The organism is Arthrobacter sp. P1_B3, assembly GCF_056406615.1.
The window spans coordinates 68,905-86,399 of the sequence record NZ_JBFTZV010000020.1 but is presented as its reverse complement, the minus strand read 5'-3'; the positions used below and the strand labels follow the sequence as shown (position 1 = coordinate 86,399).

The window sequence follows — 17,495 nt, the reverse complement described above, 5'->3', positions numbered from 1 at the left end:
GCCCCAGGCATCACCGGCTCAAACACGGCTCCGCCTGGCAACCCACCCGGGCCGGCAAGGACCACCCGCCGGGCTGGATTTCACCGTCCGGCCGGCACTACCCCAGCGAGCACCAGGACTGGGAACCACCCCACTGGCCACGCAATATCCCGGCCGCAGACACGCTCCCGGACCGCAGCCTGCCCACGGGTCCAGGACTTCGTCCGGACCCGGCATTCACCGGGCACCCTGGCCAGGAAACCGGCCAGGATCCCGGCCGGGAACCCGACCGGGATCCCGAACCGGACCTGCCCCCGGACCCCTTCCCGGAATGGCACCAATTCACCGCCGCGCACCCACTACCGTCGGTGGACACGGACAATCCGGGCTGGTCAGTACCCCGGGGCAGCCCCTCCCCGGAATCCGGCCTACTTCAATGCGTCTGAGTGACGAGTTGTGTGGTGCCTGGTGCTGAGAGTCAGCGATTCGTCGCGCGAAGGACGCCGCAGCCGCGACTGCTCTGTTGAGCAGGATGGCGGCCAGCGAGAATCGCTGGCCGCCATCCAGTACCTGAGTTCAGGAGTAGTCGTAGAACCCCTTGCCGGACTTGCGTCCGAGCTCGCCTCGCGCCACCATCTCGCGGAGGATCCGTGGTGGGGCGAACCGTTCGCCGAGCGTTTCGTGCAAGTATTCGGAGATTCCGAGGCGGACGTCCAGGCCCACGATGTCCGTGGTGCGCAGTGGTCCGGATGCGTGCCGGTAGCCGAGTTCCATGGCGGCGTCGATATCCTGGGCACTTGCCACCCCGTCTTCCAGCATTCGCATGGCTTCCAGTGCCAGTGCAACGCCCAGACGCGAGCTCGCGAAGCCGGGTGCGTCGTTGACCACTATTGGGGTCTTACCCAGCCCGCGCACCCAGTTGGTAGCGGCGTCCGCGAGTTCAGGGGCGGACTGTGGGCCAAGGACGACTTCCACCAGCGTTGACGCCGGGACCGGATTGAAGAAGTGCAGCCCGCAGAGCCGCTCCGGCCCGCGCAGTGAGGCGGCCAGCCGCGCGACGGACAGCGAGGACGTGTTGGTGGCAATCCAGGCATCCGCGCCAAGGTTGCGCTCAGCATTGAGCAACGCGTCCTGCTTGAGCTTGAAGTCCTCGGGAACGGCTTCGACAACAAGGCCCGCGCTGCCGAAGTCGACGGCGTCCGTCGAGACCGCAAACCTGCTGAGGAGCGAGTCAAGATCTTCGGTGACGGCAGCCCTCTCAATGGCTTTGGCCAGTGTGCCGGTGACGCGGTCGCGGGCAGCTGCGGCGGCTGAAGCATCACGTTCGACGACGGTCACCGCCGCTCCGGCGACAAGGAAGGCGTGCGCGATGCCGGCACCCATCCGGCCTCCGCCGAGGACGCCTACGTTCTTAGGAACGCCCGGGGTTTCTGGTTGTGACGTGGAAGTGGAAATGGTCATGTGCTGGTTCCTTTGTGTTTTTTCGGTCCAGAAATGCCTGCATCCGCTCAAACTTTGCCTCTGATTCAAAGAGGATGCCTTGGGCGAGTTCGTCAATGGCCGGGTGTGCGGATCTTGGTGCATGGAGGACACTCTTGGTGAGGCGGACCGCGAGCGGATCCTGGGACGCGATCCTGGCCGCGAGGGCGAAGGCTGCGGGGATCAGCTGGTCTGGTTCATGCAGCTCGGTGACGAGCCGGACAGCCATCGCCTCTGCGCCGTCGAGCACTTTCCCGGTGAGCAGTATTTCCTTGGCCAGGGGCTCGCCCACGAGTTCCACGAGGCGCCAGCCGGCGCCTGCGGCAGCGAGGATGCCGAGCCCGGTTTCGGGATTGCCGATCTTTGCCCGCGGTGTGGCGATCCGGAAGTCTGCCGCGTAAGCAAGTTCAGCGCCGCCGCCGAGCGCAAAGCCGTCAATCGCAGCGATCACAGGCATTGGCAGCCTGGAGATTCGCTGGAAGAGACCGGAATTGATGCCGGCCAGGGCATCATTACGGCGCCGTTCCCGGAGTTGGGCGATGTCCGCACCGGAAGCAAAGATGCCGCCGGAGGGGAGTTGCGCCCCGGAGAGGATGAGGATTTTGGGATTCCGCTCCAAATCCGCGCATAAGGTGTGCAACTCGTTCACCATGAGCTGGTCTATGGCGTTGCGGACTTCTGGCCTGTTGAGTTCGACATGGACGGTCGCGCCGGCGTCGTGGATCTTGATCGTCTTCACTAGCCCACCATGGCACCGCTGATTACTCAGCGTCCAATACCTAATGAGTGCTCAATTATTGCGGAAAACTAATAGATGTGGAGTTGAGGTGTGAGCGCCCGAGGCCGACTGCCATTGATCCATAAATCACATTGATCATGCGGTTAATAAGTATTGGACTGCATAGCCGGAAGCTGGGATCGTGATTGCTAAGACAAGGACGTACCTGCAGAAAGAGTTCCGGATCATGAGCAACTACGCGACCATCAACCCGGCAACCGGAGAACGCGTTGCCGAGTTCCCGACACTCACCGACGAGGAAGTGCAGGACGTACTCAAGCGCTCCTTCACTGAATACCGTAACTGGCGCTCAACGCCGCTGGCCGAACGGGCCGCAGTGTTGAGCCGCGTCGCGGAACTGCACCGTGAACGATCCGAAGAACTCGCCGCCCTGCTGACCCTGGAGATGGGCAAGCCGATCGCCGAAGCGCGCGGCGAGGTTGCCCTCGTGGCCGCGATCTACGCCTACTACGCAGACAACGCCGAGCGCTTCCTCCGCGATGAACCGTTGGAGATCAGCGGACCCGGCTCGGCCGTCGTCCGCACCGAACCGATCGGACCGCTGGTCGGGATCATGCCTTGGAACTTCCCCTACTACCAGGTCGCCCGTTTCACCGCACCCAACATCGTGCTGGGCAACACCGTGGTCCTCAAGCACTCACGCAACTGCCCGCAGTCGGCACTGGCCATCGAGGCTGTCTTCCGCGACGCCGGGCTTCCGAGCGATGTCTATATCAACGCGTTTGCCACAAGCGGCCAGATTGCCACCATGATCGCCGACCCGCGGGTGCAGGGCGTCTCCCTGACAGGGTCCGAGAAGGCCGGATCCGCCGTCGCGGAAATTGCCGGCCGCCATCTGAAGAAGTATGTGCTGGAGCTTGGCGGCTCTGACCCGTTCATCGTGCTGCCGGATGCTGATTTGGACAAGGCCGTGGCCGGAGCCGTTGCTGGCCGGATGTACAACGGCGGCCAGGCCTGCACAGCGTCCAAGCGCTTCATCATTGTCGGTGACATTTACGACGAGTTCCTGCGCCGCTACACGGAGGCCATGTCCAAGATCGCGCCGGGCGATCCGACCGATGCGCAGACGACCTTCGGGCCGCTGTCATCCCGGGCCTCCGTCGACGAAATCGCGGAGCTGGTCCAGGATGCGGTTTCCAAGGGCGCGACTGCCGTCACGGGTGGGGGCGCCCCCAACGGATCAGGCGCTTACTACCCCGCAACAGTCCTCACCGGTGTGACGCCGGAAATGCGTGCCTATTCGGAAGAGATCTTCGGCCCCGCCGCCGTGGTCTACCGGGTGGACTCTCCCGAAGCTGCCGTTGACCTGGCCAACGACTCGCCCTTCGGCCTCTCGAGCTCCATCTTCACCACCGATGTTGAGGCCGCCCAGCGGCTGGCCGAACAACTGGAGACCGGAATGGTCTGGATCAACAGCATCAGCCGCAGTGCCGCTGACCTTCCCTTTGGCGGGGTGAAGCGTTCCGGCGTCGGCCGTGAACTGGCGCAATACGGCATCAACGAATTCGCCAACAAAAAGCTCATCCGGATCCCGGCTGCTTAGGCCGACGACGGCGAGAAGGAATACGAGGAAAGTATGAATCAGGCTTATGTGTACGATGCCGTCCGGACCCCGTTCGGGAAGTTCGGTTCCGGCCTTGCCGGGGTCCGTCCGGATGATCTCGCCGCGCACGTGATCCGGGAAGCGGTGAAGCGCGCCCCGGGGCTGGACGTGGAGGGGATCGATGAGGTGGTGTTCGGCAACGCCAACGGCGCGGGCGAGGAAAACCGCAACATCGCCCGGATGGGCACCCTGCTCGCGGGCCTTCCGGTGTCCATTCCCGGTACCACCGTCAACCGGCTTTGCGGCTCATCCCTGGACGCCGCGATCATTGCCTCGCGCCAAATCAACGCGGGCGACGCCGACCTGGTGCTGGTCGGGGGCGCCGAATCGATGTCCCGCGCGCCCTGGGTGCTGCCCAAGACCGAAAAGCCGTACCCGGCCGGGGACCTCACCCTGGCCTCCACCACGCTGGGCTGGCGCCTCGTGAACAAGGCCATGCCCAAGGAATGGACCATCTCCCTGGGCGAGGCCACCGAACGGCTGGCCGAAAGATACGGCGTGACCCGCCAGGCGCAGGACGAATTCGCCGCCAACTCGCACAACCTCGCCGCCGCAGCCTGGGACGAGGGCTTCTACGACAACCTCGTCGCCCCGGTCCCGGGCACGGACCTGGTCCGCGACGAGGGCATCCGGGCCGGGTCCTCGGCCCAGAAGCTCGCCGGGCTCAAAACCGTCTTCCGCACCGAGAACGGCACCGTCACAGCCGGTAACGCCTCCCCTCTCTCCGACGGCGCCTCCGCGGCCTGGCTCGGATCCGAGGCCGCCGCCGCGATCCTGGGCCTGGACCCGCTGGCCCGGATCGCCGGGCGCGGCGCGCACGCCAACGACCCGCAGTACTTCGGCTACGCCCCCGTGGAGGCCGCGAACAAGGCCCTCGCCAAGGCCGGCATCGGCTGGGACCAGGTCGGCGCCGTCGAACTGAACGAGGCCTTCGCCGCGCAGTCCCTGGCCTGCATCAACGCCTGGGGCATCGACCCCGCGATCGTGAACCGGCACGGCGGCGCGATCGCCATGGGCCACCCGCTCGGCGCCTCCGGCGGCCGAATCCTCGGCACCCTGGCCCGGTCCCTGCAGGCCTCCGGGCAGCGCTGGGGCGTCGCCGCGATCTGCATCGGCGTCGGCCAGGGCCTCGCCGTCGTGCTCGAAAACGTAACTTCGGGAGTCAAGGGCTGAGCCGTTCCGGCACTGGCGGTTGGACACCGGGAGGTCCAAGCTTTAACCATTCGGCCGGAGCAAGATACGGGCCGCCCCGGCAGTCTGGGGAGGCACGTTGAGTGCGAGGAGAGAGACCATGGTTGACACGGCAGCACGGACTCTCCGGGCAGGGGCGCGGAACGATCTTGTGACGGAACTGCTGGGCATCTGGCTCCTCCTGGCCGTCTTCCTGGACGGCTGGGCCCACATGCACGTTCCCGGGCTGGAAACCTTTTTCACTCCCTGGCACGCGGCGCTCTATTCGGGCCTCGTGGCCACCGCCGCGTGGACGGCAAGCGTGATCTGGAGGAACCGTCAGCCCGGGAGGCCGTTGACCCGGGCGGTTCCGGCGGGCTACCAGGGCACGGTGATCGGACTCGCCCTCTTCGCAGTCGCCGGCGTTCTGGATCTGGCCTGGCACGAGATCCTGGGCATCGAAGTCTCCCTCGATGCTCTGGTGAGCCCCACACACTTGCTGCTGGGGTTCAGCCTCTTCCTCATCCTCGGCACAGGTATCCGTAGTGCGCGGGCCGCCAGCGGCTCAGAGGCCTTCAAATGGTCGCCGCCTGCGGTACTGTCGCTCGCCCTGCTGACCGGACTGGGCTCCTTCTTCCTGATCTACTGCTCGGCCTTCGTCCGGACCCCGCCGGCCGTCCCATATCTACAGACGCCGATCGGGAGCCCCGGGCACACCCAGGCTGAGCTGCCCCCGGCCCTCGGACTGGCCAGCTATCTGGTGACCACAGCGCTGATCATCGCCCCCTTCCTCTACACCCTCTCCGGGGCCCGACGGCCGCCTTACGGCATAGCCACCATCCTGGTCGCCGTGGTGGCGTGGCTGCCCCTGGCCATGTCGGGGCTGCGCCCGGCAGCGGTCGCCGGTGCGGCCGGGGCCACGATAATCGCGGTCGTGGCGGACCTGCTGCTGGCCCTACGGGCGGGGCCGTGGCTGAGACGCCGGTTGCCTGCGGTCACCGCAATACTGGCGGCACTTATCTGGACGGGCCAACTGGCCGGCATCGCCCTGGCGTCATCGATTCAATGGCCCGTGTCGATGTGGCTGGGAGCCGTTGTGCTCAGTGCGGGATTGGCTGCGGCCCTGGCCTTCCTCAGCTCTTGGAACACCAGAAGCGTCCCGGGGCCGGCAGCGCTGCGATGACTGACATACGCGGCAGCGGCCCCGGGGCCGGCAGCGCTGCGATGACTGGCAGACGGGGCAGCGGCCGGCGACAGGCGTAGCGCAGTTGAGCACGAATGCCGAACCGGCCGGGGTGCGAGGCGCCGCCCCTGCATCGTTGGGGGACTCTGCAGGGACGACGCACCCTTCACGCTACCTCGGGATACCGGCGCGTGGGCCGGACCGAGAAAGTCTTAACGTTTCCCTAGCGTGCCTGTACCGCCCGGGCTTCCCTGCCAGGGGCGCCTGATCTCTACTGTTCCCGGCGCCCGGAGTGGGCTATTTTGGGGATAAGGGAGAGTGCCCGGTGGCCGGTTAGTTGCCGACGGATGCGTCCGGCCTCGCCATCGAGTAAGGAAGCCCGCCGTGGCCTACAACGTGGCCCAAAAGCTCATCGCATCCCACCTGGTCGCCGGAGAGATGACGCCCGGGTCTGAGATTGGTTTGCATATCGATCAGACCCTCACCCAGGACGCGACCGGGACGCTGGTCATGCTTGAACTGGAGGCCCTCGGTCTCGACCAGGCACAAACAGAAGTGTCCGTGCAGTACGTGGACCACAACCTGTTGCAGGCCGACAGCAGGAATGCGGAGGACCATGATTTTCTCCGCTCGGCCTGCCGCCGGTTTGGCCTGTGGTTCTCGAAGGCCGGAAACGGAGTCTCCCACCCGACTCATATGCAGCGGTTCGGCGTCCCGGGCAAAACCATGGTCGGCTCCGACAGCCATACCCCGGCCGCAGGTTCACTGGGGATGCTGGCAATCGGGGTCGGCGGGACCGAGGTAGCCCTGGCAATCGCGGGGGAGCCGCTCTACCTGAAGATGCCGGAGATCTGGGGCGTGAGGCTTACCGGCAAGCTGCCACCGTGGACCAGCGCCAAAGACGTCATTCTCGAAATGCTGCGCCGGCACGGCGTGAAGGGCGGCAGAGACCGGATCATCGAGTACTACGGTCCCGGCCTCGCCACGCTGAGTGCGATGGACCGGCACGTGATTGCCAATATGGGCGCCGAACTCGGTGCGACGAGCACGGTCTTCCCGGCCGACGACCAGGTCCGGGCCTTCCTGCGCTCCGAACAGCGCGAGGGCGACTTCACCGAACTCCTCGCCGATTCCGATGCCACCTACGACGTGACCGAAGAGGTCGACCTCGCCACCATCGAGCCGCTCATCGCCCTGCCCAGCTCGCCCGGCAACGTCGTTCCGGTGCGGGAGGTCGCAGGCAGGGCAGTGGCGCAGGTGGTGATTGGGTCCTCAGCGAACCCGGGCCTGCGCGACTTCGCAATGGTCGCCGCAATCACGAAGGGGCGGCAGTGCCACCCCGGACTGTCTTTCGACGTCAATCCGAGTTCCCGACAGGTCCTGCAGGACCTCACCAAGATGGGGGCCACGTTTGATCTGATCAGCGCCGGAGCCCGGCTGCATCAGACCGGATGCATGGGCTGTATCGGTATGGGCCAGGCCCCCGCGAACGGAAGCAACAGCCTGCGCACGATGCCCCGCAACTTTCCCGGCCGTTCAGGCACGAAGGAGGATTCGGTCTACCTGTGCTCACCGGAGACGGCCGCCGCGGCCGCACTCACCGGAGTTGTCACCGATCCGCGGGACCTGACAGAGCTCTTCGACCTCGAATATCCCGAGATCGAACTTCCCGGGGTGTCGAGCGTGAACCTGTCAATGCTGGAGAGTCCGTTGGCGCCGGAGGAAGCCGGCAAAGTGGAACTGGTCAAGGGCGACAACATCTCCTCGCTTCCGGTCTTCGGTCCCCTCGCCGACCGTATCGAGGCGCCAGTCGCCTTGGTTGTGGGCAACGATGTCTCGACGGATGAGATTCTGCCGGCCGGAGCGCGCGTTCTGCCCTACCGCAGCAACATCCCCAAACTCGCCGAATTCACCTTCGACCAGGTCGACCCCACCTACGCCGCCCGCGCCGCACGAACCCGCGACTCGACAGGCCACATCCTGGTCGGCGGCACCAACTACGGCCAGGGATCCTCACGGGAACATGCAGCGATCACTCCGCGCTTCCTCGGGCTGCGTGCAGTGGTGGCCGTCTCGTTCGCGCGGATCCACTGGCAGAACTTGGCCAATTTCGGCGTCCTCGCACTCGAGTTCACGAATCCCGCCGATCACGACCGTATCGAACAAGGCGATGTGCTCCTGCTGACAGGCATACATGACGCCCTCGTCACAGGCACGGAGATCCTGGTCCAGAACGAGACCCGCGGCGAGGTCTACCCTGTGCGGCACAGCCTCTCCAATCGTCAGGTGGACATGCTCCTGGCCGGTGGCCTCATCCCCTGGCTGCGTGAACGGAGAGCGCGGGACGCCGCGGCCCGGCCTAGCGCGTGAGTGCCCGGCTGCCATCGCTGCGAACGGCGGCAGGAGCTGCCCTCCGGGGTATCCGGGCCGGTTGAAGCTCCTCAGGGGAGTTGCCTTTTAAGAACCCCGCTGGCTAGGGAGCACTGTGCTCGCTGGCCGTGACTTCATCCTGCGGCCGCGCGTTACGGGCCGGTGGTGAAGCTCCAACGAGTGGTCTGGAGGGGATTGCCGCCAGCGTCGAGGATGCCGCCATACAAACCGTTGGTCAGCGTGGCGGTGTACTTGGTGTTGGCGGCCAGCGTATCGTTCGGGTTCAGCGTGGCTACCCGCGTAACGGCGTTGTAGGAGAACGCCTCAACCGGGATCATGGCGTTCGTGGTGGCGTTGCGCAAGTCGAAGTGGTTACCGGTACTGGTGCCGGCGACGGCTTCGCTGAAGGTTGCCGTGATATTCGCAGTTCGGGCGAGCTTCGATCCGTCCGCAGGTGCGGGCTGAAGGGGATTGATTCCCCGTGTGCGCACAGGCATGCCCCTGACGCAGACGTTCAGCCCGTCGAGTTGCACAGGACGCTACGGGCGGAGACTTGGAGAAATCTTGGGCCCGACATCGGGCCAGACGGTACCAGCCCGTACCAGGGGTGTCCGGTATTCCGGGTGGCGGGGTGCTGTGGCCTCGCCCGCCCGCCGGGTGGATGATGATGGTGACGTGATGAAGCATGGGAGCTCAATTGTGGGACCGACTGCTGCTGACGAGGATGGGTGATCCGCGGTGAGCGGATGGCCGCGGCCGGACGAGCCTTCCGGCGACATCACCCTCGTACTCGATCAGCGCAGCACCCTCGATCCGAAGGCTGACCTCCGCGATGGGTTGTCTGCCGTCGCCCGCCAGGGGCCCCACCTTTGGGTCGCCAATGATGAGACGACCAGTCTCGAGCGGCTCACGCTGGAGGACGGCGACCAGGCTCGCGCCCATCGCAGCTTCGATCTCACCCAGGTCCTTGAGCTGCCTGGAGACAAGGGCGAGTTGGACATCGAAGGACTCGATGTCGAGCGTGACACGCTGTGGCTGGTCGGATCGCACAGTTCGGCCCGCAAACAGGTCAAGAACAACTCCACACCCGCGGAGGCGCAGAGATCCCTGGCGACGGTGGAGGTCAGCCAGCGCCGTCGGGTGTTGGCCCGGCTTTCGACTAAGACCCTCCTCGATCCCGACGAGGTTCTCCTCGATCCGGGCGGCAGCCGGACGGGTCAGCAGCAGCACCCCGCCGTGCTGGGCCTCGGCCGGGGCGCGGACTTGGTGGATCTCCTGGCCGATGACCCACACCTTGGAAGCTTCATTCAGTCCTCGAAGACCGGTCGCCCGATCCCGGGCAAGGACAACGGCATTGACTGCGAGGGCCTCGCCGTAGCGGGCGACCGGGTGTTCATCGGTCTGCGCGGGCCGGTGTTGCGTGGGTGGGCGATGGTCATAGAGCTCCAGGTTGGTGACGGGGCCGGCCTGGAGCCGCAGCCGATCGGTCCCGGGAATCGTCGCTACCGCAAGCACTTCCTTCGCCTGCATGGTTTGGGCGTGCGGGATCTGTGCCGTCACGGGGAGGACCTGCTCGTGTTGGCGGGACCCACCATGGAGCTCGACGGGCGCGCGGCCGTGTTTCGCTGGCGGGACGCGCTGACGTCGAAGGCCGAGGCTGTCCTGCCGAAAGCCGACTTGCATTGCGAATTTGACGTGCCGTTCGGTGAGGGCGAGGACCATGCCGAGGGGATCGCCGTTCTCGGCGACGGCAGGTCGGCGTTGGTGTTGTACGGGACGCCGGCCGGAAAGCGCAAGACAGGACGCCACGGGATCAAGGCCGATGTCTTCCGTCTCAGCAAGTAGGGGACCACCGCCGCCACGGTGCCGCGGGGTTGAGGGTCTTCCTATTGCCCCCTGCCCACTTCTACTCCCGGCCCACTGTTCCGAGCCAGGCCTGCAGGAGAGGAACGACGACGTCGCTGTGCATCGCGCTCAGGTGATCGAGTGTGGGGAGTACGTGCACGTCCCACCCGGCCTCGATGAGCTCGCGCTCGTGGGCAGCAAGAGGTTCGCCGATTCGCACCGTCACGTCTCCCCAGCGGGGTCCGTAAACGATTTGATCGGCGGAGCCGGCGAACGCAAGCCGCGGCAGATCCGGCGCCACGCCAACAGTTGAATCGTCGAAGTCTTGGAGCGCTTCGTACAGCGTGAGGAACTGGCGGGTTTGTGCTTCGTTGATCTGTATTGTGGCGGCATCCCAGTCGCCGGGTTCCACTGGGAGGTTCACCGTCGGGGGATGTTCCGAGGATCTGGCAGCCGCCGCGTGGGCCGCCTGCGTCACCGCCAGCATGCTTTTGTAGGGGCCTTCGAGCGGCGGGAATCCGCCCATGATGAGCGCCCAGAGTCGATTTGTGCGGATCGCCAACTGCAAACCGCACAGGGCCAGCCAAGAGTAACCGTAGTATCCGAAGGTTTCGGCGTGTGCCGCATCAGCGATAGCCAGGAAATCGGCGGCGACGTTCTCCGGGGTGAGGGTATCCGGCGCAGGGTGCGCCATCCGGTGCCCCTCGTAGTCGGCCGCGATTACCCGATAGGACTGCGAGAGAGCCGACACAAGGTTCGGCCCGAGGTCAGGGTCCGCGCCCCACTCGAGCATTGTCTGGGCTTCCGACGCGGAACGCGGCCTCAAATCCGCCGGGATGAGCAGCGCACGGCCTTCGCCGCTCACCAGGATGGGTATTGCCGTGCCGTCGTGCAAAAGGGCCTCAGCCATGTGGGCCACGGGGATCCTCCTCATTGGTACTGCACCGGTGGACAAAGTCTGCCACCGCGGCGTGCAGTCCGGAACGCCCTGGAAGCCTGGCGGTCCGACGCGCCTGCTCTGGCGCCCACCGGCGCAGGAGGCGAGAATGGGGTCGTGCTCGCCCCTGATCGAACCCCAAGGGAAGGACTTTCATGACGCTGTATCAGCCTGAACCGGTCGAAATCTCAACGAGGATGCGGCCGGGGGAGTGGACCGAGGAAAGCCTGATTGCCCTGGAGGCGTCCTATCGCGAACAGCTGTTGCGCATGGGGGCTGCCGCCTCCGAGATCGACGTCGTGATTGACCGCGACGACGGCGGCGGGGTCAGCGTGGTGGCGTCCTGGCTTAAGCCGGACGTCGCGCAGGAGCTGACGGAAGTGGTGGACGATACCGGTCTCGTGGCCATGGACCCGGACGCCGGGTCACTGCGGTCACCGGCCCGCGACGAGTCCGAGCCCCGATAACCTTCAGGGCGTCTTGGAGGCTCCTGTAGGGTGGTGATCCCCAAGCAACTCTTCCATCAGAGTGGAGCTTCCATGGCACCCCAGATTTCCGGCGCAGTCGATAAGAAATTGTTCGGACTCTACCTTTCGGACCACCTCGCGGGGGCCACAGCGGGGCAGGGCCGCATAGAGCGCATGGCGCGCGACTTCACGGACACTCCCTTCCACACCGAACTTGCGGCGCTCGCCACCCAGATCCGGGAAGAGCGGGAGTATGTACGCGGACTGGTGGGGGATTTTGGCTTGCCGCGGCGAACTCCGCGGCGGGCGGCGGCGTGGGTCGCCGAGCGTGCCGGCCGACTCAAACTCAACGGGCGCGTAGTGAGCCGCTCGCCGACGACGCTGGTGCTGGAGTCCGAGCTCATGCGGTCGGCGATCATGGGAAAACTGGGGCTGTGGCAGACGCTGCACGACCTCTCCGGCGATCTGGGACTGGACGGGGCCAGGTTCGACCGACTGGCCACGAAGGCACGCGAACAGATCGCGACCCTGGACCGGGTCCATGAGTACGCCCGCCGTCGGTCGTTCTACACGAACCAGGGCAGCTGAGCTGGCCGGGCCGCTTCGGCTCGATCGTTCGCGTTATGCCCCCAGCCTGATTTGCTCTGGCGCGTGCCGGCAGGGGAGACGAGAATGGGCTCGTGCTCCCTCCTCGCCCCGGCGGGGACGGCGATGTGATGAACGCCGCCGCCCGAAAGATTCAGCGCATCTATCTGACGTTGACGCTGGGCAATACCCTTGCGGCCTCGTTCATCTGGGGGATCAACACCCTCTTCCTGCTGGATGCCGGACTCAGCAACCTCGAGGCCTTTGCCGCGAACGCCTTCTTCACGGCCGGCATGGTGCTGTTCGAGGTGCCCACCGGGGTGGTTGCCGACGGTTGGGGGCGCCGCGTATCGTTCCTGCTCGGAACCGTGACCCTGGCCGTCTCGACCTACTTCTACTACCTGCTGTGGCAGTTTTCCGCCCCGTTCTGGTGGTGGGCGGTGGTCTCGGTCCTGCTCGGCCTGGGCTTCACCTTCTTCTCTGGAGCGGTCGAGGCCTGGCTCGTCGATGCGTTGCGCTTCTCGGGGTATGAAGGCGGGATGGAGGCCGTGCTCGGGCGGGGCCAGATGGTGTCCGGCGTCGCGATGCTCGCCGGCTCTGTGGCCGGCGGCGTGATCGCGCAGGCCACCAATCTGGGCGTGCCGTTTCTGCTGCGCGTGGGCGTGCTGCTGGCCATGTTCGCGGTGGCCTTTGCGCTCATGCACGACGTCGGATTCACCCCCGAACGCTCGACCCATCCTCTTCAGGCAACCCGAGCTGTGCTCGCCGCCTCGATCGAGAACGGCCTGAAGAATCCGCCCGTACGGTACGTGATGCTGGCCGCGCCGTTCAGCGCCGGCGTCGGGATCTATGTGTTTTACGCCCTGCAGCCATACTTGCTCAATCTGTTCGGGGATCCTCACGCGTATTCCGTCGCAGGCCTGGCGGCGGCCATCGTGGCCGGAGCGCAGGTGGTTGGCGGCTGGATGGCGCCCCGCGTCCGGCGCCTCGTCCGCAGACGCACCACCGTGCTGATCCTGAGCAGCATCCTGGGTGCTGTGATCCTGGCGGTGCTCGGGTTCACCCAGGTGTTCTGGGTGGCCCTGGTGCTGTTGGCGCTCTGGGCGCTGGTAGCGTCGGCGGGCATCCCGGTGCGGCAGGCGTACTTGAACGACATGATCGCCTCAAAGCAGCGGGCAACAGTGCTCAGCTTCGATTCGCTCATGGGCTCAAGCGGTGGCGTGGTGGTGCAGCCGCTGCTCGGTCGTGCGGCAGATGTGTACGGCTACCCGGCCTCGCTGGCGATCGGCGGCGCGATCGAGTTGATCGCAGTGCCCTTCCTGCTGGCGAGCCGCCGGCAGCGCAACCAGGCCGATCAGGCCAACGCCCCGACCAGTTCGACGAACACCGGATCCCAGCCAGCGTAGGACGCTTTCCGGTATAACACTTCGGCTGGGCGCCTTACTTGGTGAGGCCTTCCGGGCCTACAGTTGGGCGTGTAGAACCGTCGACAGGAGCGCCTCAGTGATTACCCTGCAGATCGAACACCAGGTCCGGGATTTTGCCATGTGGCGGCGGGCTTTTGACAGTGATCCGCTGGACCGCGCCGCGTCGGGCGTGCGGTCATACCGGATCTCGCGCCCGATTGACCAGCAAGACTATGTGATGCTCGAGATGGATTTCGATACGCAGGCGGCTGCAGTGGACTTCCTGGGCCGGCTGCAGAACGACACGTGGAAAACTGGTGTGACAGCTCCGGCGCTGGTTGGTGAGCCATCGACCAGAATCATCGAAACGGTCGCCATCGAGAACGTGGGCGCCCCCTAAGCGCGTCCTTCGTTGAATGGTCTGCTCCGGCGAGGCCATTACCTGTGGGCGCCTGGCAGCCCGGGTGGAGTGGCAAGGTGCTGTTCGCGGTCCCAGAGGTACCGCAACAGGGCGGTTTCCGGGTCCCAGGGATGCTCTTTGAGGTGACTTCGCAGAAGGACCCGGTGTTCCTCCAGTTCCGGCCCGGCGCTGTTGAGGAGGCTGTCGATGATTTCGAGCACCTGCAGCCGCAGGGACGTGCCTGCGTACGCATCGGACGCGGTTCCGGAGGACGACGCCGGTGGCGCCACACCGTGTCCTTCAGAGTCAGCATGCCTGGCACCGAGGTCCCGGGAAGCGGCCGGCCTGGCGGCCGCCTCCCGGGGTCCGGCGGCAGGATGGTTACTGGACACGGACGGCAAAGCCGGTTGCGGTGCCGCCCAGTGGGGACTCAACGCTCACGCTCTGACCGGCCCGGCCGACAACAGTCGAAGTAACTCGTAGGGCGAACGATCCCGTGGCGTCCACGACGGCCGTACCCAGGACGGTTCCGTCCAATCCGCCGAGGTGTACCGTTACCGCCTGGCCGGCCGGGATGGAGCTTGTGCCGTCCACCCGCCATTCGCGCTTGCTGGCCGTGTAGCGGGCGGAGGTAACCGCCACCGTGTCCGCCCGCGGGGTGACCGTCACCTGGGCGTCGCTTGAGGATCCGTCAGGGCTTCCTACCGTCAGCTTGAAGGTCAGCGCGCCTGAACTCGCAGGGAACTTGTAGAGCGGGAACGTAAACGAGGGACGGGCGGAAGTGTCACCGGCGAGGGTGGCCCTGGGATCGCCCGGGCCCACAACCTGTGTCCAGGAATAGGTAGCCGCACCGGTAGAACCGCTGCCGTCCAAGGTGACCTTGGTTCCGCGTTGCACGCCTTGTTGGTTTGGTCCGGCGTTCGCCGCCGCCGGGACGGAGGCCGTGACCGTCACGGTGACAGTTGCCGTGCTGGGCCCGCCCGGCCCGTTGACCGTGAGGGAAAAGACGTAGTCTCCCGGCGCGGGTGCCGTGAAGCTGGGCCGGGCCGCGTTGGGATCGCTCAGGACAATTCCGGTCGGGCTGGTCCACGAGTATGTGGACACCGGACCGCTGGAGGCGGACCCGTCCAGGTCGACCTTCTGACCTTCGTGGACCGTTTGGTCGGCGCCGGCCTGGGCCGCCACTGGAATCGGAGTGCGGGCGCTGCCCGTCACCTCGACGGGCAACACCACTTCGCCCTTGCCGTCGGACCGAACGGTCACAGAAACTGGGGGAGCCGCGAGGGGGCCCGAGGCCAGGGAACCCGATGCGAGCTCGCCGAACCCGAGGGCGGTCAAGGTCCGCCCGCCCGCTGTATCGCTGGACACGGCTTCGATCGACAGAACAGCGCTGTCGGTGTTGAAGGTGGCCTTGCCGCTGACCCTGTCAACCACGTCGATCTTCTTCGCCGACGCCGGAACGTCGCTCGAGTTCGTGACAGTGACCGTGGCCGGTGGCTGGGGTCCGTCAAAAGCGATCCTGGCGAAGTACTTGCCGCCGGATCCCTCCAGCGCCGTCGGGCTGAAGACCGCGCCGGAAGCGGACGAGTCAGAGAGCTGAATTGATTGGGGTCCGGATTCGCTGGATGCGAAGACATCCACCGTCCCTGAGTTGAGCGATGACCGGGAATACGTCGCCCGCTCCGGGGCCACACCGCTGTTGGTCGCGAGCTTTCCCTGCACCGTGAAAAGGTCGGTTTCTACGCAGTCCGCCACCGGTCCCGGAACCGAAGGGCATGCATCCGTGGTTCCCGGATTGATGCCAGGACCCTCGATGCGGAAGATATTGGACCCGTACGGGCTGCCCGTGATCTTGTGGGGGGTGGTGCCATCGCCGACGTACGTGGCCTTGCCGTTGGCATCGGGCTTGAGGGCGGGATCGGTCGGGTAGGTATCCCAGGTCAGGAACGGTCCGATCCTTCCACCCAGGGCGCCCGAGAAGTCTCCCTTTCCGCCGATGCCGATGTCCTCAGTGTCGAAGACGATGCCCGGCTTCGACGTCCGGACGGTCTTGGTCCCCGCCGGCGTGGTGAACTTGTAGTCAACCCCGTCCCTGACATTCGTGATTTTCAGCCGAAGCCGGGCAAAGGTGACCTGGTCGCCGTCGGCAACCGGCCCACTGCCGAATGCCTGCTCGAGCGCAATCACGGCGAGCGCTTTTCCACCGCCTGCTGTGTCCATCGTGCCGGTGGTCAGCGAGTAGAAACCCTCATCCGGGTAGTTGTCCGGGAAGGACACCGGCGCGGTTTCATCGGGCAGCGCACCGCGGGCCGGGCACAGCGGATCGGCCTGCGCGATGCACTTCTCCAGTCTGAGACCGGTATGGTCGCGATACCAGACCGGGTAGCCGTCCGTCGCATCCACGGGGCCGGCCTCCGCGAGTCCGGGCCCGTTGACTCCGGGAGGGCCGACGGCGGCCGAGGCCAGGCCAGCCAAAGAGACGACCGCGAAAATCGCCATAAGGAACGCAAGTATTCGTTTCATCACGACATCCATCCTGTGCTTTTTCGCCCCTCCGCCCTGGCGGGAGGAACAGGGTGCGCCGGCCGGCGCACTTGTGAGCGTCACGGTATGGATCGGGACTTGTAACAATCCTGTGATGAGGCGAACCTGCTGCCGCGGGCCGGTGCCCGGACGCCGCGGGTTCCAAGGGTTTCCCTAGGGCACTCCGGGGAAGCTAGTCCACATGTCAAAGGTAGCCACGCTTCAGCGCGCGAAAATCTTCGTTCCGGTAGTCCTGCTCGTCCTTCTAGGGGCCCTTGTTGCCAGCGTCGTCACCGCTGCTCCGCGAAAACCGCCCTCCCCGTTGGGCGCCTCAGCAGGCATCACTGGGGGACTGGCGCGGATCAACGGCGTCGTGCCGGTCGAGAGCGGCGGAGGGCTGCCTACGGCCGCCTCCGCCGCGCTCGCCGATCCACCCTCCGAGGGGCTTCACCGGGTTTGCCTGCTCGTGGAGCTGACGGCGCTGGAAGCAGGCGGCCTCTCCTATGATCCCGCTGACTACTCCGTGTCAGGCCTCGGAACCGGGACGAGGAAAGCGATCTGGTTTTCTCCCGGCCCCGCGAACGTCCCCCAAGGGCAAAGCCTCACCGCCACGCTTGTGTTCGAGCTTCCGGACCGGGCCATCGATCTGATGCTGGAGGTGCCGGGCGGGCCGGGGCTGTCTTTGGGGGCGGCGCACCACCGGGGACGCGGCTGACTACCTGTCGCAGATTGGCCGTAATGCCCGGAAA

Annotated in this window: 16 protein-coding genes and 1 pseudogene; 11 read left to right on the top strand and 6 right to left on the bottom strand. The window is 65.9% G+C overall.

Annotated features, from left to right (window positions below):
• Positions 1–425: pseudogene (locus tag AC1D2F_RS18455) on the top strand (hypothetical protein); the annotation flags it as partial.
• 130 nt (positions 426–555) lie between these two features.
• On the opposite strand, the gene AC1D2F_RS18450 reads toward AC1D2F_RS18455, so the two are convergent.
• Both AC1D2F_RS18450 and AC1D2F_RS18445 read right to left on the bottom strand, forming a co-directional pair.
• Complete coding sequence (locus AC1D2F_RS18450) at positions 556–1,440, bottom strand: 3-hydroxyacyl-CoA dehydrogenase family protein (protein ID WP_229995306.1); 885 nt, start codon at positions 1,438–1,440, stop codon at positions 556–558.
• A complete protein-coding gene (locus AC1D2F_RS18445) occupies positions 1,391–2,197 on the bottom strand; it encodes an enoyl-CoA hydratase/isomerase family protein (RefSeq protein WP_229995305.1) in 807 nt (268 codons plus the stop codon). The genes AC1D2F_RS18450 and AC1D2F_RS18445 overlap by 50 nt, the downstream gene beginning before the upstream one ends.
• A 181-nt stretch (positions 2,198–2,378) precedes the next feature.
• On the opposite strand from AC1D2F_RS18445, the gene AC1D2F_RS18440 reads away from it, so the two are divergent.
• The 4 genes from AC1D2F_RS18440 (at position 2,379) to AC1D2F_RS18425 (ending at position 8,583) form a co-directional block, all read left to right on the top strand.
• Complete coding sequence (locus AC1D2F_RS18440; RefSeq protein WP_476967358.1) at positions 2,379–3,800, top strand: NAD-dependent succinate-semialdehyde dehydrogenase; 1,422 nt, start codon at positions 2,379–2,381, stop codon at positions 3,798–3,800.
• 33 nt (positions 3,801–3,833) lie between these two features.
• On the top strand, positions 3,834–5,033 hold the full coding sequence (locus AC1D2F_RS18435; protein WP_476967357.1) for a thiolase family protein: 1,200 nt from the start codon (positions 3,834–3,836) through the stop codon (positions 5,031–5,033).
• 118 nt (positions 5,034–5,151) lie between these two features.
• Positions 5,152–6,213: a hypothetical protein gene (locus tag AC1D2F_RS18430; RefSeq protein WP_229995303.1), complete on the top strand. Its 1,062-nt coding sequence runs from the start codon at positions 5,152–5,154 to the stop codon at positions 6,211–6,213.
• Positions 6,214–6,597: 384 nt separating this feature from the next.
• Positions 6,598–8,583 carry an aconitate hydratase gene (locus AC1D2F_RS18425; protein ID WP_476967356.1) on the top strand — a complete coding sequence of 662 codons (1,986 nt, stop codon included), beginning with the start codon at positions 6,598–6,600 and terminating at the stop codon, positions 8,581–8,583.
• A 152-nt stretch (positions 8,584–8,735) separates the two neighbouring features.
• On the opposite strand, the gene AC1D2F_RS18420 is transcribed toward AC1D2F_RS18425, so the two are convergent.
• The gene (locus tag AC1D2F_RS18420) at positions 8,736–9,116 is read right to left on the bottom strand and encodes an Ig-like domain-containing domain (protein WP_476967355.1); all 381 of its coding nucleotides are present in this window, start codon (positions 9,114–9,116) and stop codon (positions 8,736–8,738) included.
• 205 nt (positions 9,117–9,321) lie between these two features.
• On the opposite strand from AC1D2F_RS18420, the gene AC1D2F_RS18415 reads away from it, so the two are divergent.
• Positions 9,322–10,428 (top strand): DUF3616 domain-containing protein, encoded by a 1,107-nt coding sequence (locus AC1D2F_RS18415; protein WP_476967354.1) that lies wholly within the window; start codon positions 9,322–9,324, stop codon positions 10,426–10,428.
• A 61-nt stretch (positions 10,429–10,489) separates the two neighbouring features.
• Here the strand turns inward: AC1D2F_RS18415 and AC1D2F_RS18410 are convergent, their stop codons facing one another.
• A complete protein-coding gene (locus AC1D2F_RS18410; RefSeq protein ID WP_476967359.1) occupies positions 10,490–11,338 on the bottom strand; it encodes an alpha/beta fold hydrolase in 849 nt (282 codons plus the stop codon).
• 182 nt (positions 11,339–11,520) lie between these two features.
• Here AC1D2F_RS18410 and AC1D2F_RS18405 point away from each other — a divergent pair, with 182 nt between their 5' ends.
• The 4 genes from AC1D2F_RS18405 to AC1D2F_RS18390 all read left to right on the top strand — a co-directional run bounded on the left by AC1D2F_RS18405 (position 11,521) and on the right by AC1D2F_RS18390 (position 14,223).
• A complete protein-coding gene (locus AC1D2F_RS18405) occupies positions 11,521–11,832 on the top strand; it encodes a hypothetical protein (RefSeq protein ID WP_229995298.1) in 312 nt (103 codons plus the stop codon).
• Positions 11,833–11,904: 72 nt separating this feature from the next.
• On the top strand, positions 11,905–12,420 hold the full coding sequence (locus AC1D2F_RS18400; protein WP_476967353.1) for a hypothetical protein: 516 nt from the start codon (positions 11,905–11,907) through the stop codon (positions 12,418–12,420).
• 128 nt (positions 12,421–12,548) lie between these two features.
• Positions 12,549–13,823 carry an MFS transporter gene (locus AC1D2F_RS18395; protein ID WP_229995309.1) on the top strand — a complete coding sequence of 425 codons (1,275 nt, stop codon included), beginning with the start codon at positions 12,549–12,551 and terminating at the stop codon, positions 13,821–13,823.
• A gap of 97 nt (positions 13,824–13,920) precedes the next feature.
• The gene (locus AC1D2F_RS18390) at positions 13,921–14,223 is read left to right on the top strand and encodes a hypothetical protein (RefSeq protein WP_229995296.1); all 303 of its coding nucleotides are present in this window, start codon (positions 13,921–13,923) and stop codon (positions 14,221–14,223) included.
• A gap of 38 nt (positions 14,224–14,261) precedes the next feature.
• Here the strand turns inward: AC1D2F_RS18390 and AC1D2F_RS18385 are convergent, their stop codons facing one another.
• Both AC1D2F_RS18385 and AC1D2F_RS18380 read right to left on the bottom strand, forming a co-directional pair.
• Positions 14,262–14,513, bottom strand: coding sequence for a hypothetical protein (locus AC1D2F_RS18385; protein WP_364742858.1), 252 nt, complete (start codon positions 14,511–14,513; stop codon positions 14,262–14,264).
• Positions 14,514–14,604: 91 nt separating this feature from the next.
• Positions 14,605–16,746, bottom strand: a complete 2,142-nt coding sequence (locus AC1D2F_RS18380) for a PKD domain-containing protein (protein ID WP_364742860.1) — start codon at positions 16,744–16,746, stop codon at positions 14,605–14,607.
• A gap of 202 nt (positions 16,747–16,948) precedes the next feature.
• On the opposite strand from AC1D2F_RS18380, the gene AC1D2F_RS18375 reads away from it, so the two are divergent.
• Positions 16,949–17,461, top strand: coding sequence for a hypothetical protein (locus AC1D2F_RS18375; protein WP_476967352.1), 513 nt, complete (start codon positions 16,949–16,951; stop codon positions 17,459–17,461).
• The last annotated feature ends 34 nt before the right edge of the window (positions 17,462–17,495 follow it).

Coding starts and splice junctions, on each gene's coding strand:
- AC1D2F_RS18435 (WP_476967357.1), top strand. CDS start 3,834: ATGAATCAGGCTTATGTGTACGATGCCGTCCGGACCCCGTTCGGGAAG.
- AC1D2F_RS18400 (WP_476967353.1), top strand. CDS start 11,905: ATGGCACCCCAGATTTCCGGCGCAGTCGATAAGAAATTGTTCGGACTC.
- AC1D2F_RS18375 (WP_476967352.1), top strand. CDS start 16,949: ATGTCAAAGGTAGCCACGCTTCAGCGCGCGAAAATCTTCGTTCCGGTA.
- AC1D2F_RS18430 (WP_229995303.1), top strand. CDS start 5,152: ATGGTTGACACGGCAGCACGGACTCTCCGGGCAGGGGCGCGGAACGAT.
- AC1D2F_RS18450 (WP_229995306.1), bottom strand. CDS start 1,440: ATGACCATTTCCACTTCCACGTCACAACCAGAAACCCCGGGCGTTCCT.
- AC1D2F_RS18380 (WP_364742860.1), bottom strand. CDS start 16,746: ATGAAACGAATACTTGCGTTCCTTATGGCGATTTTCGCGGTCGTCTCT.
- AC1D2F_RS18410 (WP_476967359.1), bottom strand. CDS start 11,338: ATGGCTGAGGCCCTTTTGCACGACGGCACGGCAATACCCATCCTGGTG.
- AC1D2F_RS18395 (WP_229995309.1), top strand. CDS start 12,549: ATGAACGCCGCCGCCCGAAAGATTCAGCGCATCTATCTGACGTTGACG.
- AC1D2F_RS18405 (WP_229995298.1), top strand. CDS start 11,521: ATGACGCTGTATCAGCCTGAACCGGTCGAAATCTCAACGAGGATGCGG.